Consider the following 26,512-nt stretch of genomic DNA (forward strand, 5'->3'; position numbering starts at 1 on the left):
CCATGTCCATCCTGATCGACAGGCACACCCGCGTCATCACGCAGGGCATCACCGGCAGGACGGGCCAGTTCCACACGCAGGCCTGCCTCGAATACGGCAACGGCAGGCACTGTTTCGTGGCCGGGGTCAATCCGCTGAAGGGCGGCCAGTCGATGGCCGGCATCCCGATCTTCGGTACGGTGAAGGAGGCCAAGGCGCAGACCGGCGCGACCGTCTCCGTGATCTACGTGCCGCCGGCCTTCGCCGCAGCCGCCATCGACGAGGCGGTGGATGCGGAGCTCGACCTCGTCATCTGCATCACCGAAGGCATCCCGGTGCGCGACATGATCCGCACGCGCCACCGCATGCAGGGCCGCAAGACGCTGCTGCTGGGGCCCAACTGCCCGGGGCTCATCACGCCCGGCGAGATCAAGATCGGCATCATGCCCGGCCACATCCACCAGCGCGGGCGCATCGGCGTGGTCTCGCGCTCGGGCACGCTGACCTACGAGGCCGCGAGCCAGCTCGCGAGCTTCGGCATCGGGCAGTCGACGGTGGTGGGCATCGGCGGCGATCCGGTGGGCGGGCTGCGGCACATCGACGTGCTGAAGATGTTCAACGACGACCCGCGCACCGACGCCGTGATCATGGTCGGCGAGATCGGCGGCGATGCCGAGGAGCAGTGCGCCCGCTGGATCCGCGACCACATGACCAAGCCCGTGGTCGGCTTCATCGCGGGCGCCAGCGCACCGCCCGGCAAACGCATGGGCCATGCGGGCGCCATCGTCTCGGGCGGCCGCGGCACCGCGCAGGAGAAGCTCGCGGTGATGAAGGAATGCGGCATCCACGTCACGCGCAATCCGGCGGAGATGGGAAAGCTGCTCGCCTCGCTCGTGGTGCCCGACTACCTGCCGTTCGACTGACCGCGGCGAACCCGAATCCTCGACATCCAGAAAGACGACAACAACATGGAACAGCAGCAGCAACAGACGAAGAAATGGGTCCGCTTCGAGCACGCCGGCGGCATCGCCTTCGGCACGCTCGAAGGCGATGCGGTGCACGAGCGGCAGGGCGACATGTTCGCCAGCTCCGAGCCCACGGGCCGCGTGTTCGCGCTTGCGGGGCTGCAGCTGCTCACGCCCACCGAACCCACCAAGGTGATCGCGCTGTGGAACAACTTCCATGCGCTCGGCGCCAAGCTGAACCTGCCGGTGCCTGCCGAGCCGCTGTACCTGCTGAAGACGCCCAACTCCTACCTTGCGCCCGGCAGGCCCATCCGCAAGCCGCTGTGCGACGGCAAGGTGGTGTTCGAGGGCGAACTCGGCATCGTCATCGGCAAGACCGCCACCGCCGTTTCGGAAGCCGATGCGCTCGACCATGTGTTCGGCTACACCTGTGCCAACGACGTGACGGTGGCCGACATCCTCCATCGAGACGCCTCCTTCGTGCAGTGGGTGCGCGCCAAGGGCTTCGACACCTTCTGCCCCATGGGCCCGGTGGTGGCCACCGGGCTCGACCCCGCCACGCTCACCGTGACCACGCTGCTCAACGGCGAGGTGCGCCAGGACTACCCCATCAGCGACATGCGCTTCTCCGTGCAGCAGCTCGTGAGCCTCATCTCGCAGGACATGACGCTGCACCGCGGCGACGTGATCCTCTGCGGCACCTCGGTCGGCGTCGGCTCCATGAAGCCCGGCAGCCTCGTGGAGATCGAGATCGGCGGCATCGGAAAGCTCGGCAACCGCTTCGGCTGAACGCAGCCGAAGGGTCGCGCAAGAAATTCAACTCTTGGGGATCGACGATATGAAGATTGCAATCATCGGCGCAGGCGCCATCGGCGGGCTGGTTGGCGCGAAGCTCGCGCTGGCCGGCGAGGACCTCACGTTCATCGTGCGCGGCGCCAACCTCGACGCCATATCGCGCAACGGCATCAAGCTGGTCTCGGCCGAGGGCGAGGAGCAGGTGGCGCGCAACGTGAAGGCTACCGACCGCTACGACGAGGCGGGCCCGCAGGACATCGTCGTGCTCGCGATGAAGGCCCACCAGGTCGAGGCCGTGGCGAACGACGTACCCAGGCTCTTCGGGCCCGACACCGTGGTCGTGACCATGCAGAACGGCATTCCGTACTGGTACTTCCACAAGCACGGCGGCACGCTCGAAGGCACGCCGGTGCGCAGCGTCGATCCTTCTGGCACCGTCGCGGCGAAGATCCCGGCCCAGCGCGTGATCGGCTGCGTGGTCTACCCCGCGTCGGAGCTCGTCGCGCCGGGCGTGGTGCGGCACATCGAGGGCGACCGCTTCCCGGTGGGCGAGCTCGACGGCTCGGCGAGCGAGCGCGTGAATCGCGTCTCGGCCTGCTTCACCGGTGCGGGCTTCAAGGCGCCGGTACTCGACAACATCCGCGCCGAGATCTGGCTCAAGCTGTGGGGCAACCTGACCTTCAACCCGATCAGCAGCCTCTCGCATTCCACGCTCGTCGACATCTGCCAGTACCCGCCTTCGCGCGAGCTGGCCGCCGCGATGATGCGCGAGGCCCAGGCCGTCGCGCACAAGCTCGGCATCGAGTTCCGCGTGACGCTCGAAAAGCGCATCGCCGGCGCGGAGAAGGTCGGCAAGCACAAGACCTCGATGCTGCAGGACGTGGAAGCGGGCCGCGCGCCAGAGATCGACGCGCTGGTCGGCGCGGTGGTCGAACTGGCCCGGCTCACCGAGACGCCGACGCCGCACATCGACACCGTCTACAGCCTCGTGAAGCTGCTCGCGCGCACGATGGAAGACCAGCGCGGTCGCGTCAAGCTGCACGAGCTGGCGGCATGAGCGCCAGGTCTTTCTCCCTCTCCCCTCGGGGAGGGGGCAGGGGTGAGGGGGAGGGCCTTCGCATCGGCCCTGTCTCGACCACTGTCGCCGGTCCTCACCCCAGTCCTCTCCGCAGCGGAAGAGGGAGCAAGGCCCCAGGTTCCGAGGTGGTTCGATGAGACGCACGCGCAGCGCGAAGATCGTCGCCACCCTCGGTCCTGCCACCAGCGACGAGCAGGCCATCCGTGCGCTGTTCGGCCGGGGCGTGGACGTGTTCCGGCTCAACCTGAGCCACGGCACGCAGCACGACCATGCACGGCGCATCGAGACCATCCGCCGCCTCGAGAAAGAACACGGCAGGCCCATCGGCATTCTGCTCGACCTGCAGGGGCCCAAGCTGAGGCTGGGCAGCTTCGAGGGCGGGCGGGCGCACCTCGATGCGGGCACGCGCTTCCGGCTCGACATGGACGAGGCCGCAGGCAACGCACGCCGCGCGCCGCTGCCGCATCCGGAAATCTTCGCGGCGCTGCAGGACGGCACCGAGCTGCTGCTCGACGACGGCAAGCTGCGCCTGCGCGTGGACAGCCACGGCAACGACTTCGCCGAGACCACGGTGCTGGTCGGAGGACCCGTCTCCGACCGCAAGGGGGTCAACGTACCGAGCGTGCTGCTGCCGATCTCGCCGCTCACGCCGAAGGACCGCGAAGACCTGGCCTTCGGCCTGTCGATGGGCGTGGACTGGGTCGCGCTCTCCTTCGTGCAGCGGCCCGAGGACATCGAGGAGGCGCGCGCCATCGTCGGCGCGCGTGCCTGGATCATGGCCAAGCTGGAGAAGCCCGCCGCCATCGAGCACCTGGATGCGATCGTGTCGTTGTGCGACGGCATCATGGTGGCGCGCGGCGACCTCGGCGTGGAGCTGCCGCCCGAGCAGGTGCCGGAGCTCCAGCGGCTGATCGTGCGCGCCTGCCGCAGGCGCGGAAAGCCGGTGGTGGTGGCCACGCAGATGCTCGAATCGATGATCGCCTCGCCGGTGCCCACGCGTGCGGAGGTGTCGGACGTGGCGACCGCCGTGTACGACGGCGTCGACGCGGTGATGCTCTCGGCCGAGTCGGCCTCGGGCAGGTACCCGCTGGAGGCGGTGGCGATGATGGACCGCATCGTCGAGCGGGTGGAGGCCGATCCGTCCTACCGCGCGGGCATCGACGCCACGCACGACGCGGCGCTGTCGACCACGGCCGATGCCGTGTGCGCATCGATGCGCCAGGTGGCGTCGCTGCTCGCGCCGGCCGCCACCGTGACCTATACCTCGTCGGGCTTCACGAGCCTGCGCGCGGCGCGCGAGCGCCCGGCCGTGCCCATCCTGAGCCTCACGCCCGACCTGGCCGCCGCGCGGCGCATGGCGATGGTGTGGGGTGTGCATGCGGTGCTCGTCGACGACGTGCGCGACGTGGCGGAGATGATCGAGTGCGCCTGCCGAACGGCACGCGCCGAGGGATTCGCGAAGGAAGGCGACGACGTGGTGGTGGTGGCGGGCCTTCCCTTCGGGCAATCGGGCACCACCAACCTGCTGCACGTGGCCCGGATACCGCGCTGAGCGCTGTTGCTGGCAGTTGCGATGAAGCATGCGACCTTGCGCCAGCTGAAGGTCTTCGAGGCGGTGGCGCGGCTGCTGAGCTTCTCGCGCGCGGCCGAGGAGCTTCACCTCACGCAGCCTGCGGTCTCCACGCAGGTGCGCAAGCTCGAGGAGCATGCGGACAACGCGCTCTTCGAGCAGTTCGGCAAGAAGATCTACCTCACGCCCGCGGGCAATGAGCTGCTGCAGATCAGCCGATCGATCATCCAGCAGTTCGAGGCGGCCGAGAACGCGATGATGCAGTTCAAGGGCGTCTCCGGCGGCAAGCTCAACGTGGGCGTGATCAGCGCGGGCGACTACTTCTTCCCGCGCCTGCTGGTGGAGTTCGCGAGCCGCCATCAGGGCGTGACGCTGAACTTCACCGTGCACAACCGCGCGGGGCTCCTGACCCATATCGCCGAGAACCTCACGGACCTCGCGATCATGGTGCGCCCGCCCACCGACCTCGACACCGTCAACCAGCCCTTCGCGCCGCACCCCTACGTGATCGTCGCGGCGCCCGGCCATCCGCTGGCACGAGAGAGAAACATCCCGCGGGCGCGGCTGATGCGCGAGCCCTTCGTGGTGCGCGAGAAGGCGTCCGACACCTGGCACTCGATGGAGGACGGCTTCGGCGGCGACCTGAGCGGCATCAACGTCGCGATGGAGATACGCAGCACCGAGACCATCAAGCAGGCGGTGATCGCAGGCATGGGCGTGAGCTTCGTGTCGGCCCACACCGTGAGCCAGGAACTGCGCACGGGCAGCCTCTGCGTGCTCGACGTGGAAGGCTTTCCGCTGATGCTCAACTGGTACGTGGTGCATCGCCGCAGCAAGCGGCTGCCGCCGGTGGCGCAGGCCTTCAAGGACTTCCTGCTGAGCGACGGGCCCGCGTTGATCTCGCAGATCGTTCCCTTCGAGTGCCCCAATGAAAAAGAGCGCGGCGAGTGACTCGCGCGCGCTCCTTGCGGGGGCTTGATGTGCTGCGGCGTGCGGCTGTTCAGCGCTGCACGAACGACGAGCGGCGCTGCATCAGCGCGGCGCGTGCGGCCTTGTAGAAGATCACGATGGGCATCACGGCGAACAGCTCGCGCATGACGTTGCCGGCGGTCGACGAAGAGGCGGGGGCGCGCAGCGCGTTGGAATCGAGGGTGGTGTGGCTCATTTGCTTGCTCCAAAAAAGAATCTGAAACTGAATCGGAAAGACCGAAGGGATTACCCTGAATTTTAGGGTTTACCCTAGACGAGGGCAAACGCGATTTTTGCGTTTCTTGACCCAGGTCAATTTTTTCGGTGTCGGACAGATTCCCTTCCTGCGTGCGAACTTCGGCTGCCAGAGCCATTCGCACGCACGCGCGCAGATCGCACGACGCGCGCCAAAGCCATCGTCGAGGCCGCTGAAGAACATCGCGAGATCGATCGGCAGCACATGCCATGCATCACGCATGGATCATCGAAATCGCATCATCGATTCCTCATCCGTCATGCACCGCGCATCGTGCGATGCGTGCCGATGCCACTGCTCATTGCACCTGCGTTCATCGGCGTGATCGCGCGTCGTGCAAGCAGCGATTCGATGCACTGCCTGTGCTAGGGATATCACGGGGGTTTCGAGAGAGCGCGATTCGTGTGAACTTGACTGAGGTCAAGAGTTTTTGACTCGCTCGGTCCGACAGTCATCCACGCGCAGACAACTGGTGATTCCCATGCCGTGTATCGATGTCAACGAAGCCTCGTCGCCCGTCGATGCGCACAGATCGCTCGACTGATTGCTCAGCTTTGCAGCCTGTCGGATTTCAACGAAAACACCAAGGACAACTCCATGACTCGGCCCACCTCAACGATCGCAGGTTCCAACCCCGCGATGTACCCTCCGTCCGAAACCTATGGCGCCAGCGCGACCCGATCCGAGGCGTATCGATGGGGTCAGCTGCTCATCGGCATCGTCTGCATGGCGATGATCGCGAACCTGCAGTACGGCTGGACGCTCTTCGTCAATCCGATCGCCGACAAGCACGGCTGGAGCCGCGCCGCGATCCAGGTCGCGTTCACCATCTTCGTCCTTACCGAAACCTGGCTCGTGCCCATCGAGGGCTATCTCGTCGACCGCTTCGGTCCGCGTCCTGTGGTGCTGGTGGGCGGCGTGCTGTGCGGCGTGGGCTGGGTGCTCAACTCGTTCGCCGATTCGCTCGCGATGCTGTACGTCGCTGCGGCCATCGGCGGCATCGGCGCGGGTGCGGTCTACGGCACCTGCGTGGGCAATGCGCTCAAGTGGTTCCCCGACCGGCGCGGCCTCGCGGCAGGCATGACCGCGGCGGGCTTCGGTGCCGGCTCCGCGCTCACGATCATCCCGATCTCTGCGATGATCAAGTCCAGCGGCTACGAGGCGGCCTTCCTGTACTTCGGGATCGGGCAGGGGCTGATCGTGTTCCTGCTCGCATGGCTGCTGACCCGCGCACCGGACCATGCGAAGTCGTCCGGCACCCGCAACGTGCAGCAGTCGCGCCGCGACTACGCGCCCTCCGAGGTGCTGCGCTCGCCGGTGTTCTGGGTGATGTACGCGATGTTCGTGATGGTGGCGGCCGGCGGCCTGATGGCCACCGCGCAGCTCGCGCCCATCGCGAAGGACTTCAAGATCATCGACGTGCCGGTCAACATCATGGGCCTGGTGCTGCCCGCGCTGACCTTCGCGCTGGCCATCGACCGCGTGCTCAACGGCCTCACGCGGCCCTTCTTCGGATGGGTGTCGGACAAGATCGGCCGCGAGCAGACCATGTTCATCGCCTTCGCGATCGAGTCGGTCGGCATCCTGATGCTCTACCACTACGGCCAGAACCCGCTGCTGTTCGTGATCCTCACGGGCATCGTGTTCTTCGCCTGGGGCGAGATCTACAGCCTGTTCCCCTCGACCTGCGCCGACACCTTCGGATCGAAGTACGCGGCCTCCAACGCCGGCATGCTCTACACCGCCAAGGGCACGGCCTCGCTGCTGGTGCCCTTGTCGAGCGTGCTGGCTGCCTCCACCGGCAGCTGGCAGGCCGTCTTCATCGCGGCCAGCGCGGTCAACGCGCTCGCGGCGCTGATGGCCTGGTTCGTGCTGCGGCCGATGCGCCGCAGGCAAATCGAGGCTAGCCGCGCCGACTAGGTCGGAGAACACCTGGACACCACGCGAAGCGCCTGCACCGGTACCATCCGCACAAGCCGTCTTCCCTCACACACGGCCCCGCCATGAAGATGGCGGGGCCTTTTGCCGATGAACAGGAGCCTTTGCAGTGACGATCTACCGACTTGATGCGCATGAACCGGCCATCGACGCCAGCGCCCGCGTGGCCGAGAGCGCCAGCGTGATCGGCCAGGTCGTGCTCGCGGCCGGCAGCCGAATCGGCGCGCACTCGGTGCTGCGCGGCGACAACGAGCCCATCACCGTCGGCCGCGGCAGCCAGGTGGAGGCGGGAGTGATGCTGCATGCCGACCCCGGCTTCCCGCTCACCATCGGCGCCGACGTGACGGTGGGCCCGCACGTGATGCTGCACGGCTGCACCGTGGGGGACGGCGCCGCCATCGGCGAGAACACCGTCGCGCTCAACGGCTCGGTGGTGGGCCGCGGCTGCATCGTTGAGCCCGGTTCGCTGCTCACCGAAGGCAAGGTCTTTCCCGACCGTTCGCGCATCGCGGGCCGCCCCGCGAAGGTCGCCGGCGAGGTGAGCGACGAAGAGGCGCAAGCGCAGCTGCGCAGGGCGCGCGAAGCCGCCGCCCGCTAGGGTCTTTCCGACAGTTCTTGCGGTCCTTGCGAACCCTGCACGCCCGCAGGGTTTGTGCGCATTGGCACCGTGCCTGTTTCGGCGGAAATTGACTTGTGTCAAGGCCCCCGACGCCCGATTCATCGACATTGGTCCCCAAGCGGACCACCACGGGATTCGCGTCGAATTCGAGACGCCGGGCCCGTGACGGAACCACGATGAAACCAGCTCCGCCTGCAGGCCCCCGAGGCTTCATGCAGCGGCGGAGCAGATCGGACGGACCATGAGACAAGAACAGGTTCAGCAGGCGCAGCAGGGGGACGAGACGCAAGAGCTCGCCACGGTGCGGCGCATCCTGCAGGCGCACGAGAACGAACCCGGCGCGCTGCTGCCGATACTGCACGACGTGCAGGACGCGCTCGGCCACATTCCCGCGAACGCGGTGCCGGTCATCGCCGAGGCGCAGAACCTCTCGCGCGCCGAGGTGCACGGCGTGGTCACCTACTACCACCACTTCCGCAGCGCGCCCGCCGGCCGCCACGTGATCCAGATCTGCCGCGCCGAGGCGTGCCAGTCGATGGGCGCCGATGCGCTGCTGGCCCATGCCGAACTGCGGCTGGGCTGCAGCGCGCACGGCACCACGAAGGACGGCGCCTTCACGCTGGAGCCGGCCTTCTGCCTCGGCCTGTGCGCCTCCTCGCCTGCGATGACGCTGGACGACCAGCCGCACGCGCGCGTGACACCCCGCACGTTCGACGCGCTCCTCGCGCAGGTCGCCCCATGAGCACCATCACCGTCTACGTTCCGCGCGACTCGGCCGCGCTCGCCGTCGGAGCCGACAGCGTGGCCCGGCGCATCGCCAAGGAAGCGGCCGCGCGCGGGCTGATGCTCGAGATCGTGCGCAACGGCTCGCGCGGCATGTTCTGGTTCGAGCCGCTGGTGGAGGTGAACACGCCCGCAGGCCGCATCGCCTACGGGCCGGTGACGCCCGACGACGTGGCGGGCCTGTTCGACGCCGGCTTCCTCACCGGCGGCAGGCATCCGCTCGCGCTCGGTCCGACAGAGGAGATCCCGTACTTGAAGAAGCAGGAGCGCCTGACCTTCTCGCGCATGGGCATCACCGACCCGGTCTCGCTCACCGACTACCAGGCCTACGAAGGCTTCGCCGGCCTGCGCCGTGCGCTGGCGCTCGAGCCCGGCGAGATCGTGCAGCAGGTGCTCGACTCCGGCCTGCGCGGGCGCGGCGGCGCGGCCTTTCCGGCGGGCATCAAGTGGAAGACGGTGCTGGGCACGGCGGCGGCGCAGAAGTACATCGTCTGCAATGCCGACGAGGGCGACTCGGGCACCTTCTCCGACCGCATGACGATGGAGGGCGACCCCTTCATGCTGATCGAGGGCATGACCATCGCGGGCCTGGCCACCGGCGCGACGAAGGGCTACATCTACGTGCGTTCCGAGTACCCGCATGCGATCGCGACGCTGAACGAGGCCATCCGCGTTGCCGAGGCTGCGGGCTTTCTCGGCGACAACATCCTGCGTTCGGGCAAGCGCTTCTCGCTCGAAGTGCGAAAGGGCGCGGGCTCGTACGTGTGCGGAGAAGAGACGGCGCTGCTCGAGAGCCTGGAAGGCAAGCGCGGCATCGTGCGCGCCAAGCCGCCGCTGCCGGCCATCGAGGGGCTGTTCGGGCGGCCGACGCTCATCAACAACGTCATCACGCTGGCGAGCGTGCCGCTGATCCTCGCGCGCGGCGCGGCCTTCTACCGCGACTACGGCGTGGGCCGCTCGCGCGGCACGCTGCCGATGCAGCTGGCCGGCAACATCAGGTACGGCGGCCTGGTCGAGAAGGCATTCGGCGTCACGCTGCGCGAGCTGCTCTACGACTACGGCGGCGGTTCGGCCTCTGGCCGGCCTATCAAGGCGGTGCAGGTCGGCGGCCCGCTGGGCGCGTACCTGCCCGAATCGAAGTGGGACCTGCCGCTCGACTACGAGGCCTACGCGGCCGTCGGCGGCACAGTGGGCCACGGCGGCATCGTGGTGCACGACGACACGGCCGACCTCTCGAAGCTCGCGCGCTACGCCATGGAGTTCTGCGCGCTCGAATCCTGCGGCAAGTGCACGCCCTGCCGCATCGGCTCGACCCGCGGCGTGGAGGTCATCGACAAGATCCGCGGCAACCAGAACCGCCCGCAGCAGGTGATGCTGCTGCGCGACCTGTGCGACACGATGGTCCACGGCTCGTTGTGCGCCATGGGCGGCATGACGCCGTTCCCGGTGCTTTCGGCACTCGACCATTTCCCGCAGGACTTCGGCATCGAAACGCCCGATCGCAAGGCTGCGTGACATGCCCGCCCCCGTCGCCTGCTCACTTCGTGTAGCTGCCTCCCCCTCGAGAGGGCAACACCGGTGGCCCGGCAAAGCCGGTTCCACGGTGTTCCGCGACCCAGGGGCGGGCGCCGCAGGTGTGAGGGAGCCGGTTCGCGCTTCGCACGGCCGTGGTGAATTGCCAGATCAGAGAGAAAGCTAAAGACATGTTGGACCATCTCAAGGACATCGACTACGGCACCCCCAGGCGCGAATCGGAGCGCGAGGTGACGCTGGAGATCGACGGCAACGAAGTCACGGTGCCCGCGGGCACATCGCTGATGCGCGCGGCGGTGGATGCGGGCATCCAGGTGCCCAAGCTCTGCGCCACCGACAGCCTGGAGCCCTTCGGCTCGTGCCGGTTGTGCCTGGTCGAGATCGAGGGGCGGCGGGGCTTCCCGGCCTCGTGCACCACGCCCGCCGAGGCCGGCATGAAGGTGCGCACGCAGACGCCGAAGCTGCAGGAGCTGCGCAAGGGCGTGATGGAGCTCTACATCTCCGACCATCCGCTGGACTGCCTCACCTGCTCGGCCAACGGCAACTGCGAGCTGCAGGACATGGCGGGCGTGACCGGCCTGCGCAACGTGCGCTACGGCTTCGACGGCGCCAACCACCTGAAGAGCGAGAAGGACGAGTCGAACCCCTACTTCAGCTACGACCCGTCGAAGTGCATCGTATGCAACCGCTGCGTGCGCGCCTGCGAGGAAACGCAGGGCACCTTCGCGCTGACCATCAGCGGCCGCGGCTTCGAGTCGCGCGTGTCGCCGGGCCAGGACGAGGCCTTCATGGACTCGGAATGCGTGAGCTGCGGCGCCTGCGTCGAGGCCTGCCCCACCGCCACGCTGCAGGAGAAGTCGGTGATCTGGCTCGGCCAGCCCGAGCACAGCGTGATCACCACCTGCGCCTACTGCGGCGTGGGCTGCGCCTTCAAGGCCGAGATGAAGGGCAATGAAGTGGTGCGCATGGTGCCGTGGAAGGACGGCAAGGCCAACGAGGGCCACTCCTGCGTCAAGGGCCGCTTCGCCTGGGGCTACGCCACGCACCAGGACCGCATGCTCAAGCCGATGATCCGCAAGAACATCAGCGACCCGTGGCAGGAGGTGAGCTGGGAGACCGCGCTCAACTACGCCGCGAGCGAGTTCAAGCGCCTGCAGGCCAAGTACGGCCGCGATTCCATCGGCGGCATCACCTCCTCGCGCTGCACCAACGAGGAGACCTACCTCGTGCAGAAGCTGGTGCGCGCCGCCTTCGGCAACAACAACGTCGACACCTGCGCGCGCGTGTGCCATTCGCCCACTGGCTACGGCCTGAAGCAGACGCTGGGCGAATCGGCGGGTACGCAGACCTTCGCCTCGGTGGACAAGGCCGACGTGATCATGGTGATCGGTGCCAACCCGACCGACGGCCACCCGGTGTTCGCCTCGCGCATGAAGAAGCGGCTGCGCCAGGGCGCGAAGCTGATCGTGGTCGACCCGCGCCGCATCGACATCGTGAAGTCGCCGCACATCGAGGCGGCGCACCACCTGCAGCTGCGCCCCGGCACCAACGTGGCGGTGGTCACGGCGCTGGCGCACGTCATCGTGACCGAGGGGCTGATGGCCGACGAGTTCGTGGCCGAGCGCTGCGACACCGCTTCTTTCAAGGAGTGGAAGTCGTACGTCGAACGCCCCGAGCAGTCGCCCGAGGCCACCGAGGCGGTGACCGGCGTGCCGGCCGCCGAGATGCGCGCGGCCGCGCGGCTCTTCGCCACCGGCGGCAATGCCGCCATCTACTACGGCCTGGGCGTGACCGAGCACAGCCAGGGCTCGACGACGGTGATGGGCATCGCGAACCTCGCGATGGTCACCGGCAACGTCGGCCGCGAGGGCGTGGGCGTGAACCCGCTGCGCGGCCAGAACAACGTGCAGGGCTCCTGCGACATGGGCTCCTTCCCGCACGAGCTGCCGGGCTACCGGCATGTGTCGGACAGCACCACGCGCTCTTCGTTCGAGGCCGCCTGGGGCGTGCCGATCGACCCCGAGCCGGGGCTGCGCATTCCCAACATGTTCGACGCCGCGATCGGCGGCAGCTTCAAGGGCCTCTACTGCGAAGGCGAGGACATCGTGCAGTCCGACCCCAACACGCAGCACGTGGCCGCCGCGATGATGGCCATGGAATGCGTGGTGGTGCAGGACATCTTCCTCAACGAGACCGCCAAGTACGCGCATGTGTTCCTGCCGGGCTCCTCCTTCCTCGAGAAGGACGGCACCTTCACCAACGCCGAGCGCCGCATCTCGCGCGTGCGCAAGGTGATGCCGCCCAAGGCCGGCCTCGCCGACTGGGAGGTGACGGTGAAGCTCGCGCAGGCCCTCGGCTACCCGATGGACTACGAGAGCCCCGAGGAGATCATGGACGAGATCGCCGCACTCACGCCCACCTTCCGCGGGGTGAGCTACAAGCGCCTCGACGAGCTCGGCAGCATCCAGTGGCCCTGCAACGAGAACGCGCCCGAAGGCACGCCCACCATGCACATCGACCGCTTCGTTCGCGGCAAGGGCAAGTTCATCGTCACGCAGTACGTGGCGACCGACGAGAAGGTGACGCGCCGGTTCCCGCTGCTGTTGACCACCGGGCGCATCCTCTCGCAGTACAACGTGGGCGCGCAGACGCGGCGCACCGAGAACAACCAGTGGCACAGCGAGGATCGCCTGGAAATCCATCCTCATGACGCCGAGGAGCGCGGCGTGAAGGAAGGCGACTGGGTCGGCATCCAGAGCCGCGCGGGCGAGACGGTGCTGCGCGCCACGGTGTCCGAGCGCATGCAGCCGGGCGTGGTCTACACCACCTTCCACTTCCCCGAGTCGGGCGCGAACGTGATCACCACCGACAACTCCGACTGGGCCACCAACTGCCCCGAGTACAAGGTCACCGCGGTGCAGGTGACGCCGGTGATGCAGCCCTCGGCCTGGCAGCAGGAGTACAGCCGCTTCAACCGGAAGCAGCACGACCTGCTCGCCGCCGCCTCGCAGCACGGCAACGAGACGGTGCCGGCCAAGTGAGGATGCACCGCGCATGACCATGCAGGCCGCCGACACCGTCCGCTTCTGCGAAGGCGCGCAGCTGCTGCCCGTGCGCGGCGTACGCGGTGGCCGGCCCTTCGACGTGCAGGACTGGGTGGCCGAGGAAGTGCCGGTGGCGCTCGAATACAACGGCATCTCGCACGCGGTGATGCTCGCTACACCGCTCGACCTGGAAGACTTCGCGCTCGGCTTCTCGCTGGGCGAGGGCATCCTCGATGCGGCGCACGAGCTCTATGCGGTGGAAGCCGAGCAGTCGGCGCTGGGCTTCACGGTGCACATGCAGGTGTCGGGCGCGGCCTTCGCGCGCCTGAAGCAGCGCCGCCGCTCGATGGCCGGACGCACCGGCTGCGGCCTGTGCGGCACCGAGAGCCTGACGCAGGTGTCGCGCGAGATCCCCGTGCTGCGGGACGACGTGGCCGTACGCTTCGAGCGCGAGGCCATCGCCCGCGCGATGTTGCAGCTGCCCTCGCAGCAGACCTTGCAGGAGGCCACCGGCGCGGTACACGCCGCGGCATGGTGCTCGGCCGACGGCGAGGTGATGTGGCTGCGCGAGGACGTGGGCCGCCACAACGCGCTCGACAAGCTGGTGGGTGCGCTCGCGGCCAACGACGTCGATGCATCGGCCGGCTTCATCGCCGTTACCAGCCGCGCGAGCTTCGAGATGGTCCAGAAGGCCGCGATGGCCGGCGCGCCGCTGCTCGCCGCGGTGTCGGCGCCGACGTCGTTCGCGGTGGCCACCGCGCAGCGCGCGGGCCTCACGCTGGTGGGCTTCGTGCGGCAGCAGGACCTCGGCGTGTACAGCCACGCTCAGCGGCTGCGCTGAGCCTCTTTTTCCTCTTTCAACGCCACCCACAACTTTCCGGAAGCCACATGGAGCACGATCAATCGGCGCAACTCGTGAAGATGGCCAACCAGATCGGCAGCTTCTTCCAGGCGCAATCGCCCAGCGACGCGGGCGCGGCCACGCAGGCCATCGCGGCGCACCTGAAGTCGTTCTGGGCGCCGAGCATGCGCATCCAGCTGCTGCGCGATTTCGATGCGGGCAGGACGCCGCAGCTGATGCCTATCGTGGCATCGGCGCTTCGCAGCCATCGGGCGACGCTGCTGCCTGCGCCATGAGCAGCGACTCGTAGTAGAGGCACAGCGGCATCGCGACGAACACCATGCCTGCGACGTAGATCACGAGGCTGGTGACGGGGAAGTGCATGCCGCCCCAGTAGGGAATGGACGCCACGAGCGCGAGGCCCGCGATCAGCGCGATCGTGCCGCGCAGCGCACCGCGCGTGAGGGCGATGCGCGAGAGCCCCGGCGGGGCGGATGTCCGAGAGCTTTCTGGAAATTCCCGAAGGCTCTCGCCCTTGTCTCCAACTCTTTTCATCGTGGTCGCTCCTCGGTGAAGGCGAGGGACGGTTCTTATCACGCGCGCAAGACGCGGGTCAAGGCCGAAGTCTTGGAGCGGGAGCGGACAGCGGATGCAGAGGGCGCGAAGGTTGCGCGAAGGTCGCGAAAGAAAAACCAAAAAGTGTTTTGGGTTTCTCTTGCGACCTCTGCGCAGCTTTTGTATTTCTTCTGCGCTCGCTGTCCTCGCCCGCTCCCGACCCCGCTTCAGTCGTACTTGACGGTGTAGATCAGGTCGAGGCCGCTGGTCTGGCCGGCCTGGCCGCGCAGGGTGAGGCGCGTTGTCAGGTCGTAGAAGATGAAGAGCGTGCCGAAGGTGCCGCCGATGCTGCGTTCGTAGGTGATGTAGAAGTCCTTCGAGAGGCGCTTGCCCAGGGTCACTGCCGACTCGCGCAGATCGCCGCCGTCGCCCGGGCCCTTGAAGCCCAGTTCGTCGAGGCCGAAGCGGCTGGCGAGGCTGCCGCCGGTGGAGGCGCCGCCGATCTTGCCCAGCAGCGACAGCGCCGCCTGCTGCAGCAGCGCCGACTCGCCGCCGCTGGTGGCCGAGGCGCGGCCCAGGACGACCCATGAGAGCGTCTCGGCATCCGACAGCGCCGGCTCCGAATACAGCTTCACGCGCGGCGACTGCGCGGTGCCGGTGATCTGCACGCCCGCGCGCTGCGAGAGGTTGGGGCGGATGGCGAGGATGTCGAGCGCCGGGTTGTCGAAGGGGCCGTTGAAGCGCGCGATGCCGGTCTCCACGTCGAGCTGCTGGCCGTAGGCGCGGTACTGGCCCTTCACCGTCTTCACCTCGCCGGTGATGCGCGGCGGCGCGTCGAGCCGGGTGCTGCGGATCTCCAGGTTGCCTTCGAGGCGCGTGGTGATGCCGCGGCCCTGCACCGCGAAGTCGTCGCCCAGGTCGAACTCGACGGTGATGTCCGGCGGCCTGGCGGTCTGCGGCTTTGCGGCCTGCGCGTCGGCGCGGGCGGCTTCGCGCTTCGCCGCCTCGGCGGCCTCGCGGTCCTTGGCGGCGGAGCGCACGACGACGTCGCTGCCCAGGCTGGGCGCGGTCTCGTCGGGCAGGATGATGACGGCGCGGTCGGTCCTGAGCTTGCCGCGCACGGTGAACTGGCCGTTGTCCAGCCACGCCTGCAGGTCGCCCGAGAGCGTGACCTGCCGGTCGGTGCGCACCAGCACGCGCAGCGCGCGCAGCTGGCCCTGTACCGCCATGCGGATGCCGGTTGCGCCGCCGACGGCGGGGCCCCAGCTGAGGTCGCCGCTGGCCGAGAGCGTGCCGCCATCGGTGCGGGCCTCGCTCGCTGCGGTGCTGCGGTTGCCGCTCTGGCCGCCAATGCGTGCGGAGCTGCCGGCGCCGCCCTTGAGCGTGAATTCGGTGATCTCCACGCGCTCGCCCGTGAGCGTGGCGCGCAGACGGCCGTCGCGCAGGTCCAGCCCTTCGACGGGCGCGCGCAGCGCGAGCTTGTCGGCGCCCAGCGTGCCGTTCCAGCGCGGCGCGGCGCGGTTGCCCGAGAGCGTGGCGTTGGCGTCCAGCGTGCCGGCGATGCGCCAGCCCGGCGGCGCGAGCATCGACCACACGCCCAGGTTCGGCAGCGTGGCCTTGATGTTGCCGCCCAGCGGTGCGTCGGGCGCCCACTGCCAGCCGCCGGCGCGCTGCTGCACGCGGGTGTTGATGTCGGCGTCGATCTTGCCGGCGCGTTCGCTGTCCCAGGCGAGAACGGCGCGCACCGCGTCGCCGTCGGCATCCAGGCGCAGCTCGGCCTGGCGCAGGCCGGCCGGCGTGCTGGGCGCGTCGCCGCTGGCCGAGGCGGAATTCATCGTGCGCTCGCTCGCGGTGCCCGTGCCGGTGCTGGTGATGCGCGTGACCAGCGCGGCCTCGCCGGCCTGCACGCGGATGTCGCCGCTCTGGCGCGCGAGGCGGGCCTTGGCGTGCAGCGTGTCGCCGGCATCGATGTCCCAGTCGCCGTTGAACATCAGGTCGCCGCTGATGCCGTATTCGCCGAGCGTCGTGTTGGCGCCGAAGGCGCCGGCCCAGGCCATCGGCAGGCCCTGCAGCTGGCCCTTGGACTGCACGCGGAACACGCGGTTGGGCGCGGCGCCGCTCTGGCTGAAGCGCAGCGGCTGCCAGTCGATGCGCACCGTGCCGGACACGGGGCCGCGCAGCGTGGCCGAGGCGGCGGAGGCTTCCACGTCGAGGCGCGGCGCGTTGCCGCTCGCGGTCCGGATGGTCGCGGTGACTTCGCGGCCCAGCTCCAGCACCCATGGTGCGCCGGGGCGGGCGCTGTCCTGCGCCTGCAGCTTCAGGCTGGCCAGCGCCGCGCGCCACTGGCCGGCACCGGCGATGCCGCCGCTGGCGCGGGTATCGATGTCGAACTTCTGCGTGCCGGTGGCGGCCTCGCCCTTCAGCGCGAGCGTGGCCTGCGCGAGGCTGCCCGCAAGGTCGGCTTGCAGGTTGCGCACCTGGACATCGGTGCCCGTTCCGCCGGGCTGCTCGGAGGGCAGGGTGAGTTCGAGGCGCGGCACGGCGAGCGCGGCCTTGATGCTGGGCTCGGCGACGCCTCGCGGAGCGGGTGCGTTGGGGTTCTCGAGCCGGCGCTGGATGGTGCGCCAGCCGCCCTGCCAGCTGGCATCGAGCTTCGCGGAACCCTTGGCGCCCGCATTGCCGAACACGCCGGACAGCCCCGGCAGGCCCTGCACCCAGCGCTGCACGGTGCCGGCGTCGTCGATGGCGGCCCAGACCTCGCCGCTGCCCGCATCGGGCGCGATGCGGCCTTCGACCTGCGCGCTGCCGCCGGGCAGGGCGAGGGCCAGCTTGCCGCTCGCCGCCTGATCGGCCACGCGCACCTGTACGCGGCCGTCGATGCTGGCGCGTTGCGCATCGATGCGCAGCGTGCGCAGGTCGAGCACCTGGTCCTTCCACTGGCCCTGTGCCAGCGCGCGGTCGAGCGCGAAGCCGGGCAGGGCCTTGCTGCCCGCGCCGCCGCCTTCGGCGCGCAGGCTGGCGTCGAAGGCGATGGTGCTGTCCTTCTGCTCGGCCTTGAGCTGGCCGCTGACCGGCGCGCCCGAAAGCTCGCTGTAGAGCGCCGCGGGCCGCACGCCGCGCACGGTGGCCTGCGCCTGCCAGGGCGAGGGCGCCGGGCTCCATTTGCCGGCCGCGTCGATGCGCCCGCCGCCTGCGCGCACGGTGGCTTCGGAGAGGGTCCAGTTGGTGCCGTCGAAGCCGACCCTGGCCAGCAGCTGTTCCAGCGGCAGCTTCTGCTTGTCCCATGGGCCGGGCAGGGCGTTGCGGATGTCGGCCGAGGCCTTCCATGCGGCGGGACCGGTGTCGGCATCAGGCTGCAGTTCGACGGTGCCGGTGAGCCGGGTCTCGGGTGCGCCGGGCCACAGGCTCGACGCGTCGACGTTGCGCAGGTCGGCCTTCGCGTCGATCACCGGCTGGGGCAGCCAGGGCGCGATCTGCGCCTGCAGGCTCGCCGCCATGGGCGCGTCGGCGTTCTCCTCGGCAGGCTTCAGCTCTGCCGCCACCTGCAGGCGCGCACCGGCGCCGGCGAGCGTGCCCTTGACGGTGGCGGTGGCCATCACGTCGATGTCGTGGTCCTCGGCCACGGGCGCCTTCACGCGGCCGTCGAGTGCGGCGTCGATCGCCATCGGCGCAGGGCCCTGCAGCTTCACGCGGGCGCTGTAGTGGCCGCTGGCGATGTCCACGCCCTTGACCTCGAGCGCATGCTCGGCCGCCTTGTAGCTGTAGCTGCCCGAGAGATTGAGCGCCTGCAGCACGGGCGGGCCGGCCCAGCGCAGTTCGTCGATGCGGAAGGGCAGCTCGACCTCTATCGGCAGGGCGAGCTGTTCGAGCGGCTCGGTGGGCTTGTCGCTCGGCGGGCCGCGCTTCTCGATCAGCACCTGCTTCGCATGCACCTCGCCAAGCTGCACCCTGCGCTTCAGCAGCGGCGCGAGCTGCCAGCCGATGGTGGCGTCGTTCACCTCCACGGCGATGCTCTCGCTCTGGTACTTGAGCCAGCCGATGCGGCCGCCGGTGCGCAGCGAGCCGCTCACGTCGCGGCTTTCGAGCGTCTGGCCGGCCGGCAGGCGTTGCGCCGCCTGGGCGAGCGCGAAGGCGAGCGAGGTGTTCGAGCCCAGCCACCACCATGCGCTGGCGACCAGCAGCACCACTGCCAGCAGCAGGCCGGCGACCGTCCAGGCAAGGGCGCGCATCGCACGCCGCGCGCGCGAGCGGCGGGGAGGCGATGGCGGTGTGGACTGGTCGTCGGTCTGCATCTGGCGGTGCCTGCGTCAGAAGGTGAAGCCGAGGCGGAAGTGCAGGCGGAACTTCTTCGAGTCCACGCCGTAGGCCAGGTCGGCCTGCACCGGCCCGACCGGGCTGCGCCAGCGCGCGCCCACGCCCACGCCGACCTTGGGCTTGAGCTCGCCGGGCTTGTCTGCCACGGCGCCCGCGTCGACGAACACCACGCTCTCCCATTCGGTGAGCTTGTTGTTGTAGACGAAGGGACGCTGCCACTCCACGCTGGCCACGCCGAGGTAGCGGCCGGCCACGGTGGTGCCGTCGGCGCGCACGGTGCCGATCTGCTTGTAGCTGTAGCCGCGCACGGTGGTGTCGCCGCCGGTCAGGAACATCAGCGTGGAGGGGATCTGCGCGCTGTCCTTCGCCGACACGGCGCCGGCCTCCACGCGCAGCTGCAGGCGGCTGCGGCGCGCGCGCAGTTCCTTGTCCTCGGCCGAGCCCAGCGGCAGCACGCCGAGCCAGCGCGCGTAGGTACGGGTGAAGGGCACCTGCTCGCCGGTGAGCGTGTAGCCGGCCGCCACCTCGAGCGCGAGGCCGTAGCCGCGCGAGGGTGCGGAGTTGTCGTCGAAGTAGCGTCCGGTCCAGCCCCAGTTGGCCGTCACGGCCGAGGCCGAGGGCGGGGCGTTGATGCCGCGGTTCTGGGCGTAGTCGTACTGCAGGAAGTAGCTGCGGTCGATGTGGTCGCCCGACTTGCTGCGCCCGCCGCGCAACCGCCCGCTGTCGACCACGTAGCTGCCCGACTGCTCGCTCTTGAGCTCGGCGCCGGCGAACCAGCGCCAGCCGTGGTCGTCGGGAATGGCCTTCAGCTCGGTGGACAGCGACTTGATGTCGTTGTCCACCGACAGCCGCGAGACGGCGCGCCAGCCCAGCAGCGGCACCTGGTTGTGGATGTGGTCGATCGACAGCCGCGGCCCGTTGTCGGTGGTGAAGCCCACGCCCAGCACCACCTTCTGCAGCGGCGCCTCGCGCAGCTGCGCGATGACGGGCGCGGCCAGCGGGTTGCCGCTGTCGGTGTCGAGCGTGAGGAACACCGAGTCGTAGTAGCCGCTGCTGGCCAGGCGCTGCTGGGCGTCGAGCAGCTTCTGCTGGTCGTAGTCCTGGCCGCTGGGCAGGCGCGCGATGCGGCGCGCGCCGTCGGGGTCGTAGCGCTGGATGCCGCGCAGCACCAGTGGCCCGAACTTGTAGGCCGGGCCCGACTGGTAGGTGACGCTCAGTCGCGCCTCGCTGCGGTCGGCATCCACCTCGGCGCGGCTGATCGCGATGCTGCCGGTCGGAAAGCGCCTGGCGGTGAGGCTGCGCAGCGCCGTGGTCTTGGCGTCGTCCCAGGCCTGCTGGGTGAACGGCTGGCCGGCGCGCAGGGCCCAGGCGGTGCGGATGGTGTCGCGCTGCGACTCGGCGGCCGGGTCGTCGGCGATGGGGCCGCCATAGCTGATCTGCACGTTGCTCACCTTGGTGAGCTCGCCGGGCGAGACGTTGATGACGATCTCGCGCGGCGCCTTCTCGCCCTGCGGCGTCTCGTTGAGTTCGAGCGTCAGCGTGGGCGTGAAGTAGCCGAGCGTGGCGAGCAGCTCGCGCGCGTTGGCCTCGGCGGCCACCATGAGGCGGGAGATCTCGGTGGCGCCCAGGTCGTCGAGCTCGCGGTAGCGCTGGAGCTCGAGATGCAGCCGGAGGTAGTCGCGCACGGCCTCGGGGCCGCGGACGTCGACGGTGAAGGCGTCGCGCTTGTCGCCGGGCTTCCTTTCGCCTTCCTTGCCGTCCCTGTCTGCGTCGGTGGTGCCGGCGCCGGCGCCGGCTGCGCCGCTGCGCACGAGGCCCGACACGGGTTTGTTTTCTTCGGCGGATTCCTTCTTCGGCAGCAGGCTGCAGCCTTGCAGAAGCAGGACGCCGCACAAAAGCAAAGCCGGCCACCACGCCGGCGAAGAAACAGGAACCGCCCTGACCATGGGCGGATTCTGACAGCAAGCCCGGCCGCTTCCTGAAGGCCGGGCCGGATCGACGGCATCGTCCTACTTGGACAGCATGCGCATCGCTTCCTCAAGGCCCCGCAGCGTGAGGGGATACATGCGGTTGGACATCAGCTGCTGCATCACCGCGATGCTCTGGCGGTACTGCCACACGCCCTGCGGCTCGGGGTTGATCCACGCGAACTTCGGGAAGGTGTGCGTCAGGCGCTGGATCCACTCGGCGCCGGCCTCTTCGTTGTTGTATTCGACGCTGCCGCCGGGCTGCAGGATCTCGTAGGGGCTCATGGTCGCGTCGCCGACGAAGATGAGCTTGTAGTCCTTGTTGTACTTGCGCAGGATGTCCCAGGTGGCGAACTTCTCGGAGAAGCGGCGCTTGTTGTTCTTCCACATGAAGTCGTACACGCAGTTGTGGAAGTAGAAGAACTCCAGGTGCTTGAACTCGGTCTTCACGGCCGAGAACAGCTCCTCCACGCGCTGGATGTGCTCGTCCATCGTGCCGCCCACGTCCATCAGCAGCAGCACCTTGACGTTGTTGTGGCGCTCCGGCCGCATCTTGATGTCGAGGAAGCCGGCGTTGGCGGCGGTCGAGTGGATGGTGTCGTCGAGGTCCAGCTCCTCGTCATGGCCCTCGCGCGCGAACTTGCGCAGCCGGCGCAGCGCGACCTTGATGTTGCGCGTGCCCAGTTCCTGCGTGTCGTCGTAGTCCTTGTAGGCGCGCTGGTCCCACACCTTCACGGCGCTCCTGTTCTTGCCCGCGCCGCCGATGCGGATGCCCTGCGGGTTGTAGCCGCCGTTGCCGAAGGGCGAGGTGCCGCCGGTGCCGATCCACTTGCTGCCGCCCTCGTGGCGCTCCTTCTGCTCCTCGAAGCGTTTCTTGAGCGTCTCCATGAGCTCGTCCCAGCCCATCTTCTCGATCTTGGCTTTTTCTTCCGCCGTGAACTCGCGCTCCAGCGTCTTGCGCAGCCAGTCGAGCGGCACTTCCTTGGTGAAGTCGGTCAGCATCTCCACGCCCTTGAAGTAGGCGGCGAAGGCGCGGTCGAACTTGTCGTAGTGCTTCTCGTCCTTCACGAGGGCGGTGCGCGAGAGGTAGTAGAAGTCGTCGATGCCGTAGGCGCCGTCGGAGTTCGGCCCCACCACGTCGGCCTGCAGGGCCTCCAGCAGCGTGAGGTATTCCTTGACCGACACCGGCAGCTTGGCCGAGCGCAGGGTGTAGAAGAAGTCGATGAGCATGGGGCGCTCCTTCGTTGTTTCTCGTGTGTGGCCGTCGTCGCGCGTCAGCCGCGCGGCTTGTCGAGCAGATACAGCAGCTGCTCCTTCACCTCGGGCCATTCGCCCGAACGCAGGCTGTACATGACGGTGTCGCGGATGGTGCCGTCGCGGCGCATCGCATGGCCGCGGATCACGCCGTCCTTCTTCGCGCCAAGCCGCTCGATGGCGCGCTGCGAGGCGAAGTTGAAGTTGTCGGTGCGCCAGCCCACCACGTTGCAGCCCAGCGCGTCGAAGGCATGCCCGAGCAGCAGCAGCTTGCAGGTGGTGTTGACGTGGGTGCGCTGGCAGCGCGCGGCGTACCACGTGTAGCCGATCTCCACGCGCTTCACTGCGGGCAAGATGTCGTGGAAGCTCGTCGTGCCGAGCACCGCGCCGGTGGCCTCGTCGGTCACGGCGAAGGCGAAGCGGTCGGCGGTCTTGAGTGCGGTCTCGATGTAGGCGCGGGTGTTCTCCGGCTCGGGCACGGAGGTGACGCGCAGCTTCCACAGCTCGCCGTCGGCGGCCGCGGCGCGCAGGCCTTCCTCATGCGCGAGCGCAAGCGGCACCAGTGCGATGCCGCGGGCCTTCAGCGTGACGGGTTCGACGAATGCCATTTGTCCCTTTCCTCCGGGCTCGCAGGGCTCAGCCGCGCGGGTCGCCGTACTTGCCCGTGTACCAGACGCGCGCGGCCTGTGCGCCGGCGCCGCCGCCCAGGCCGATCAGCGCGATGCCGATGAGCTCGCGCTTGTTGTACTCGCCGCTGCCGAAGGCGTCGAGGCCCAGCAGCAGCCCGAGCCCGCGGCCCAGCAGCGCGCCCACCATGAACATCACGGCCTGGGCGATGCCCAGCTTCATGAGTTGTCTGGTGGAGTGTTTCTGGCTGCTCATGGCTCAGCGGTTGTTGCGCTGCATGAAGACGAGCTTCTCGAAGAGCGTCACGTCCTGCTCGTTCTTGAGCAGCGCGCCCACCAGCGGCGGCACGGCGACCTTGTCGTCCTTGCTCTGCAGGGCTTCGAGAGGGATGTCCTCGGCCACCAGCAGCTTGAGCCAGTCGAGCAGCTCGGAGGTGGAGGGCTTCTTCTTCAGGCCCGGCAGGTTGCGCACGTCGTAGAAGGTCTTCATCGCGGCCGCGAGCAGCTCCTGCTTGAGGCCGGGGAAGTGCACGCCGACGATGTGCTTCATCGTCTCGGCATCGGGGAACTTGATGTAGTGGAAGAAGCAGCGGCGCAGGAAGGCGTCGGGCAGTTCCTTCTCGTTGTTGGAGGTGATGAACACCACCGGGCGGTGCTTGGCGCGGATGAGCTCGCGCGTCTCGTAGCAGTAGAACTCCATGCGGTCGATCTCGCGCAGCAGGTCGTTCGGGAATTCGATGTCGGCCTTGTCGATCTCGTCGATCAGCAGCGCCACCGGCTGGTCGGCAGTGAAGGCCTGCCAGAGCACGCCCTTGACGATGTAGTTGTTGATGTCGCTCACGCGCTCGCCGCCGTCGAGGTCCTTGAGTTGCGAGTCGCGCAGGCGGCTCACCGCGTCGTATTCATAGAGGCCCTGCTGCGCCTTGGTGGTCGACTTGATGTGCCACTGCAGCAGCGGCAGGCCCAGCGACTGGGCCACTTCCTCCGCAAGCATGGTCTTGCCGGTGCCGGGTTCGCCCTTGACGAGCAGCGGGCGCTTGAGCGTGATTGCCGCGTTGACCGCGAGCATCAGGTCCTGCGTGGCGACGTAGTTGTCTGAGCCCTGGAATTTCATGAGTGCGATGAATGGAACGGATGGAACGAGGACGGGGGTGGAGAAAAGAACACACCCGATGTGCGTCGTGCAGCCTCAGGGTTGGCCTGCACAGGGTTCCAGGGGACCCCTGCATATAATCGAATGTTGATCCGAAAAACTGTACTCTCCACGAGATTGTGCGCGCAAAATGAACAAGTTGTTGACCACGATGTTTGCCCTTGCTGTCGCTTCCGTGACGGTCTCGGCTGAAGCCCAACAAGTCACTGGCAAGGCCCAGGACGGAGCAAAGAAGGTGCAGATGTGCGTGGGCTGCCACGGCATCATCGGCTACCAGGCCAGTTTTCCGGAGATCCACAAGGTGCCGATGATCGCTGGCCAGAGCGCCACCTACATCACGGCAGCGCTCACCGCGTACAAGGGCGGCGACCGCAAGCATCCCACCATGCGCGCCATTGCGGACACGCTCACCGAGCAGGACATCGCAGACATCGCCGCCTACTACAGCCAGCTCGGCCTGAAGGACGGCGGCGCACCTCCCGCCACGCTGGCCAAGGCCACGCCGGCCAACGTCGAGGCACTCATCACCCGCAACGCCGACAACAGCTGCACCAAGTGCCACGGCGCCAACTTCAACACGCCGAACGACGGCACCGTGCCCAAGCTGGCCGGCCAGCATGCCGACTATCTCTTCGTCGCGCTCAAGTCGTACCGCGTGAAGAACAACTCGCACCTGGGCCGTTCGAATGCGGTGATGGGCCAGCAGGTCGAGGAGAAGAAGTTCACCAACGCCGAACTCAAGACGCTGGCCAGCTACATCAGCTCGCTGCCGGGCGAGCTGAAGACGGTGCCCGAATCGCGCATCCACCACGGCGCTGAATAAGCGAGCCGAGCGTTTCCAAAAAACAAAAAAAGCCCGCTGATGCGGGCTTTTTCATGTCCGGGATTTCCCTGAGAGATCAGATGGATCAGACGTCGAAGAACGCCGTCTCGTCGGCACCCTGCATGTGGATGTCGAAGCGGTAGGTGACGGCGCCGCCTTGCTCCACGCGCTCGGCAATCAGCGTGTGGCGGCGCTCGGCGGGCACGCTCTGCAGCACCGCGTCCTTCGCGTTGGCTTCGACCTCGTCGCTGAAGTAGATGCGCGTGAAGGCATGCAGCAGCAGGCCGCGCATCAGCACGATCGCGTTGATGTGCGGTGCCTCGCCGGGCGACTCGGCGCCGGGCTTGACGGTGTGGAACACGAAGCGGTTGCCTTCGTGCGTGCCGGTGCCGACACGGCCGAAGGCGCGGAAGCCCATGGCGCGTGCCTCTTCGGGCGTCTGCGGATAGCGGCCTTCGCCGTCGGGCTGGCTGATCTCGACCATCGCGTCGTTGATCGGGTTGCCGTCGCCATCGAGCACGCGGCCTTCGAGGCGGATGCGCTGGCCCTTGGCGCCGTCGAGCGCGAGCACCGCGTCGAAGGGCTGGTCGAAGTCGTAGCCGTATTGCGTGGCGGTGAGGCCGTAGGCGAAGTAGGGGCCCACGGTCTGCGAGGGGGTCTGGCCGAAGTCGGCTTCCAGTGCGGTCATCAACATGGTTTGCGTCTCCTGGCTCATCGATTTTCGAAAGGCGTCTCGTCTGCGCCGCGCAGCACGATGTCGAACTGGTAGCCCAGTGCGTAGCCGTCCTCGGTGATGTCGAGGCTGAAGTCGGCGATGAGGCGGTTGCGGTAGCGCTCGGGCGTGCCGGTGATCATCGGGTCGTACTGGTGCAGCGGGTCGCCGGGGAAGTACATCTGCGTGACCAGGCGGCTCGCGAAGCTCTGGCCGAACAGCGACAGGTGGATGTGCTGCGGACGCCATGCGTTCGGGTGGTTGCCCCAGGGGTATGCGCCGGGCTTGATGGTGAGGAAGCGGTAGCGGCCTTCGCTGTCGGTCAGGCAGCGGCCGGCGCCGAGGAAGTTGGGGTCCAGCGGCGCGTCGTGCTGGTCGACCTTGTGCACGTAGCGGCCGGCGGCGTTGGCCTGCCACAGCTCGACCAGCGTGTTGGCCACCGGGCGGCGGCGGTCGTCGAGCACGCGGCCGGTGAGGATCATGCGCTCGCCCAGCGGCTCGCCGTTCTTGCGGGCGTTGCGCGTGAGGTCGTGGTCGAACTCGCCGATGCTGTCGTGGCCGTACACCGGCTGCTGCAGCTCGCCGAGCGAGGCCTTCAGCGGGATGAGCGGCTTCTGCGGGCCGCGCTTCACGGTGGACTTGTAGCCGGGGTAGATGTAGCTGGGGTGGGCATCCCAGTCGCGCGGCGTGAGGATGGGCGAGTCGCCCTTGGTATGGGTCGGCATGAACGTTGTCTCC

23 protein-coding genes are annotated in these 26,512 nt (G+C 68.3%); 13 read left to right on the forward strand and 10 right to left on the reverse strand.

Annotated features, from left to right (window positions below):
* The first annotated feature begins 2 nt into the window (after positions 1-2).
* The 5 genes from sucD (at position 3) to FHY06_RS28645 (ending at position 5,338) form a co-directional block, all read left to right on the forward strand.
* Entirely contained in the window at positions 3-902 is a 900-nt protein-coding gene (sucD, locus tag FHY06_RS28625) for a succinate--CoA ligase subunit alpha (RefSeq protein WP_019656237.1), read from the forward strand.
* 45 nt (positions 903-947) lie between these two features.
* The gene (locus tag FHY06_RS28630; RefSeq protein WP_184607112.1) at positions 948-1,733 is read left to right on the forward strand and encodes a fumarylacetoacetate hydrolase family protein; all 786 of its coding nucleotides are present in this window, start codon (positions 948-950) and stop codon (positions 1,731-1,733) included.
* A gap of 49 nt (positions 1,734-1,782) precedes the next feature.
* Positions 1,783-2,796: a 2-dehydropantoate 2-reductase gene (locus FHY06_RS28635; protein WP_184607113.1), complete on the forward strand. Its 1,014-nt coding sequence runs from the start codon at positions 1,783-1,785 to the stop codon at positions 2,794-2,796.
* 154 nt (positions 2,797-2,950) lie between these two features.
* Entirely contained in the window at positions 2,951-4,369 is a 1,419-nt protein-coding gene (gene pyk, locus FHY06_RS28640) for a pyruvate kinase (RefSeq protein ID WP_184607114.1), read from the forward strand.
* A 21-nt stretch (positions 4,370-4,390) separates the two neighbouring features.
* Positions 4,391-5,338, forward strand: coding sequence for a LysR family transcriptional regulator (locus tag FHY06_RS28645; RefSeq protein WP_019656233.1), 948 nt, complete (start codon positions 4,391-4,393; stop codon positions 5,336-5,338).
* Between the two features lie 49 nt (positions 5,339-5,387).
* Here FHY06_RS28645 and FHY06_RS28650 read toward each other — a convergent pair whose 3' ends face one another.
* The gene (locus tag FHY06_RS28650) at positions 5,388-5,552 is read right to left on the reverse strand and encodes a hypothetical protein (RefSeq protein WP_019656232.1); all 165 of its coding nucleotides are present in this window, start codon (positions 5,550-5,552) and stop codon (positions 5,388-5,390) included.
* 699 nt (positions 5,553-6,251) lie between these two features.
* On the opposite strand from FHY06_RS28650, the gene oxlT reads away from it, so the two are divergent.
* The 7 genes from oxlT (at position 6,252) to FHY06_RS28685 (ending at position 14,666) form a co-directional block, all read left to right on the forward strand.
* Positions 6,252-7,532 (forward strand): oxalate/formate MFS antiporter, encoded by a 1,281-nt coding sequence (gene oxlT, locus FHY06_RS28655; RefSeq protein WP_409327474.1) that lies wholly within the window; start codon positions 6,252-6,254, stop codon positions 7,530-7,532.
* Positions 7,533-7,659: 127 nt separating this feature from the next.
* On the forward strand, positions 7,660-8,148 hold the full coding sequence (locus tag FHY06_RS35105; protein ID WP_132800851.1) for a gamma carbonic anhydrase family protein: 489 nt from the start codon (positions 7,660-7,662) through the stop codon (positions 8,146-8,148).
* A gap of 262 nt (positions 8,149-8,410) precedes the next feature.
* Entirely contained in the window at positions 8,411-8,911 is a 501-nt protein-coding gene (locus tag FHY06_RS28665) for a formate dehydrogenase subunit gamma (RefSeq protein ID WP_126184640.1), read from the forward strand.
* Positions 8,908-10,467, forward strand: coding sequence for a formate dehydrogenase beta subunit (locus FHY06_RS28670; RefSeq protein WP_184607116.1), 1,560 nt, complete (start codon positions 8,908-8,910; stop codon positions 10,465-10,467). The genes FHY06_RS28665 and FHY06_RS28670 overlap by 4 nt, the downstream gene beginning before the upstream one ends.
* A gap of 188 nt (positions 10,468-10,655) precedes the next feature.
* Positions 10,656-13,526, forward strand: a complete 2,871-nt coding sequence (fdhF, locus tag FHY06_RS28675; protein WP_019656227.1) for a formate dehydrogenase subunit alpha — start codon at positions 10,656-10,658, stop codon at positions 13,524-13,526.
* Between the two features lie 19 nt (positions 13,527-13,545).
* Positions 13,546-14,370 carry a formate dehydrogenase accessory sulfurtransferase FdhD gene (fdhD, locus tag FHY06_RS28680; protein WP_184607141.1) on the forward strand — a complete coding sequence of 275 codons (825 nt, stop codon included), beginning with the start codon at positions 13,546-13,548 and terminating at the stop codon, positions 14,368-14,370.
* 47 nt (positions 14,371-14,417) lie between these two features.
* Positions 14,418-14,666, forward strand: a complete 249-nt coding sequence (locus FHY06_RS28685) for a formate dehydrogenase subunit delta (RefSeq protein ID WP_019656225.1) — start codon at positions 14,418-14,420, stop codon at positions 14,664-14,666.
* On the opposite strand, the gene FHY06_RS28690 is transcribed toward FHY06_RS28685, so the two are convergent.
* The 7 genes from FHY06_RS28690 to FHY06_RS28720 all read right to left on the reverse strand — a co-directional run bounded on the left by FHY06_RS28690 (position 14,611) and on the right by FHY06_RS28720 (position 24,200).
* Positions 14,611-14,925 carry a hypothetical protein gene (locus FHY06_RS28690; RefSeq protein WP_019656224.1) on the reverse strand — a complete coding sequence of 105 codons (315 nt, stop codon included), beginning with the start codon at positions 14,923-14,925 and terminating at the stop codon, positions 14,611-14,613. The two genes, FHY06_RS28685 and FHY06_RS28690, sit on opposite strands and share 56 nt — an antisense overlap.
* Positions 14,926-15,152: 227 nt before the next feature.
* Positions 15,153-19,217, reverse strand: a complete 4,065-nt coding sequence (locus FHY06_RS28695) for a translocation/assembly module TamB domain-containing protein (protein ID WP_184607117.1) — start codon at positions 19,215-19,217, stop codon at positions 15,153-15,155.
* A gap of 15 nt (positions 19,218-19,232) precedes the next feature.
* Entirely contained in the window at positions 19,233-21,185 is a 1,953-nt protein-coding gene (locus tag FHY06_RS28700) for an autotransporter assembly complex protein TamA (RefSeq protein WP_184607118.1), read from the reverse strand.
* Positions 21,186-21,248: 63 nt separating this feature from the next.
* Complete coding sequence (locus tag FHY06_RS28705) at positions 21,249-22,436, reverse strand: vWA domain-containing protein (RefSeq protein WP_019656221.1); 1,188 nt, start codon at positions 22,434-22,436, stop codon at positions 21,249-21,251.
* A 44-nt stretch (positions 22,437-22,480) separates the two neighbouring features.
* Positions 22,481-23,068 carry a GNAT family N-acetyltransferase gene (locus FHY06_RS28710; RefSeq protein ID WP_184607119.1) on the reverse strand — a complete coding sequence of 196 codons (588 nt, stop codon included), beginning with the start codon at positions 23,066-23,068 and terminating at the stop codon, positions 22,481-22,483.
* A gap of 28 nt (positions 23,069-23,096) precedes the next feature.
* Entirely contained in the window at positions 23,097-23,342 is a 246-nt protein-coding gene (locus FHY06_RS28715) for a hypothetical protein (RefSeq protein ID WP_019656219.1), read from the reverse strand.
* Positions 23,343-23,345: 3 nt separating this feature from the next.
* Positions 23,346-24,200, reverse strand: coding sequence for an AAA family ATPase (locus FHY06_RS28720; RefSeq protein ID WP_019656218.1), 855 nt, complete (start codon positions 24,198-24,200; stop codon positions 23,346-23,348).
* A 169-nt stretch (positions 24,201-24,369) separates the two neighbouring features.
* Between FHY06_RS28720 and FHY06_RS28725 the strand changes: the two genes are divergently transcribed.
* A complete protein-coding gene (locus FHY06_RS28725; protein WP_184607120.1) occupies positions 24,370-25,062 on the forward strand; it encodes a c-type cytochrome in 693 nt (230 codons plus the stop codon).
* An 85-nt stretch (positions 25,063-25,147) separates the two neighbouring features.
* Here FHY06_RS28725 and pcaG read toward each other — a convergent pair whose 3' ends face one another.
* Together pcaG and pcaH are read right to left on the reverse strand one after the other, a co-directional pair.
* The gene (gene pcaG / locus FHY06_RS28730) at positions 25,148-25,756 is read right to left on the reverse strand and encodes a protocatechuate 3,4-dioxygenase subunit alpha (RefSeq protein WP_184607121.1); all 609 of its coding nucleotides are present in this window, start codon (positions 25,754-25,756) and stop codon (positions 25,148-25,150) included.
* A gap of 17 nt (positions 25,757-25,773) precedes the next feature.
* Positions 25,774-26,499, reverse strand: coding sequence for a protocatechuate 3,4-dioxygenase subunit beta (gene pcaH, locus FHY06_RS28735; protein ID WP_019656215.1), 726 nt, complete (start codon positions 26,497-26,499; stop codon positions 25,774-25,776).
* Between the last annotated feature and the right edge of the window lie 13 nt (positions 26,500-26,512).

Source organism: Variovorax atrisoli, assembly GCF_014195185.1.
GTDB classification, from domain to species: Bacteria; Pseudomonadota; Gammaproteobacteria; order Burkholderiales; family Burkholderiaceae_C; genus Variovorax; species Variovorax atrisoli.

Coding starts and splice junctions, on each gene's coding strand:
- pcaH (WP_019656215.1), bottom strand. CDS start 26,499: ATGCCGACCCATACCAAGGGCGACTCGCCCATCCTCACGCCGCGCGAC.
- FHY06_RS28710 (WP_184607119.1), bottom strand. CDS start 23,068: ATGGCATTCGTCGAACCCGTCACGCTGAAGGCCCGCGGCATCGCACTG.
- pcaG (WP_184607121.1), bottom strand. CDS start 25,756: ATGTTGATGACCGCACTGGAAGCCGACTTCGGCCAGACCCCCTCGCAG.
- FHY06_RS28720 (WP_019656218.1), bottom strand. CDS start 24,200: ATGAAATTCCAGGGCTCAGACAACTACGTCGCCACGCAGGACCTGATG.
- FHY06_RS28700 (WP_184607118.1), bottom strand. CDS start 21,185: ATGGTCAGGGCGGTTCCTGTTTCTTCGCCGGCGTGGTGGCCGGCTTTG.
- FHY06_RS28685 (WP_019656225.1), top strand. CDS start 14,418: ATGGAGCACGATCAATCGGCGCAACTCGTGAAGATGGCCAACCAGATC.
- FHY06_RS28670 (WP_184607116.1), top strand. CDS start 8,908: ATGAGCACCATCACCGTCTACGTTCCGCGCGACTCGGCCGCGCTCGCC.
- pyk (WP_184607114.1), top strand. CDS start 2,951: ATGAGACGCACGCGCAGCGCGAAGATCGTCGCCACCCTCGGTCCTGCC.
- oxlT (WP_409327474.1), top strand. CDS start 6,252: ATGTACCCTCCGTCCGAAACCTATGGCGCCAGCGCGACCCGATCCGAG.
- sucD (WP_019656237.1), top strand. CDS start 3: ATGTCCATCCTGATCGACAGGCACACCCGCGTCATCACGCAGGGCATC.
- FHY06_RS28705 (WP_019656221.1), bottom strand. CDS start 22,436: ATGCTCATCGACTTCTTCTACACCCTGCGCTCGGCCAAGCTGCCGGTG.
- FHY06_RS28725 (WP_184607120.1), top strand. CDS start 24,370: ATGAACAAGTTGTTGACCACGATGTTTGCCCTTGCTGTCGCTTCCGTG.
- fdhD (WP_184607141.1), top strand. CDS start 13,546: ATGCAGGCCGCCGACACCGTCCGCTTCTGCGAAGGCGCGCAGCTGCTG.
- FHY06_RS28650 (WP_019656232.1), bottom strand. CDS start 5,552: ATGAGCCACACCACCCTCGATTCCAACGCGCTGCGCGCCCCCGCCTCT.
- FHY06_RS28630 (WP_184607112.1), top strand. CDS start 948: ATGGAACAGCAGCAGCAACAGACGAAGAAATGGGTCCGCTTCGAGCAC.
- FHY06_RS28645 (WP_019656233.1), top strand. CDS start 4,391: ATGAAGCATGCGACCTTGCGCCAGCTGAAGGTCTTCGAGGCGGTGGCG.
- FHY06_RS28690 (WP_019656224.1), bottom strand. CDS start 14,925: ATGAAAAGAGTTGGAGACAAGGGCGAGAGCCTTCGGGAATTTCCAGAA.
- FHY06_RS28715 (WP_019656219.1), bottom strand. CDS start 23,342: ATGAGCAGCCAGAAACACTCCACCAGACAACTCATGAAGCTGGGCATC.
- FHY06_RS28635 (WP_184607113.1), top strand. CDS start 1,783: ATGAAGATTGCAATCATCGGCGCAGGCGCCATCGGCGGGCTGGTTGGC.
- FHY06_RS28695 (WP_184607117.1), bottom strand. CDS start 19,217: ATGCAGACCGACGACCAGTCCACACCGCCATCGCCTCCCCGCCGCTCG.
- FHY06_RS28665 (WP_126184640.1), top strand. CDS start 8,411: ATGAGACAAGAACAGGTTCAGCAGGCGCAGCAGGGGGACGAGACGCAA.
- fdhF (WP_019656227.1), top strand. CDS start 10,656: ATGTTGGACCATCTCAAGGACATCGACTACGGCACCCCCAGGCGCGAA.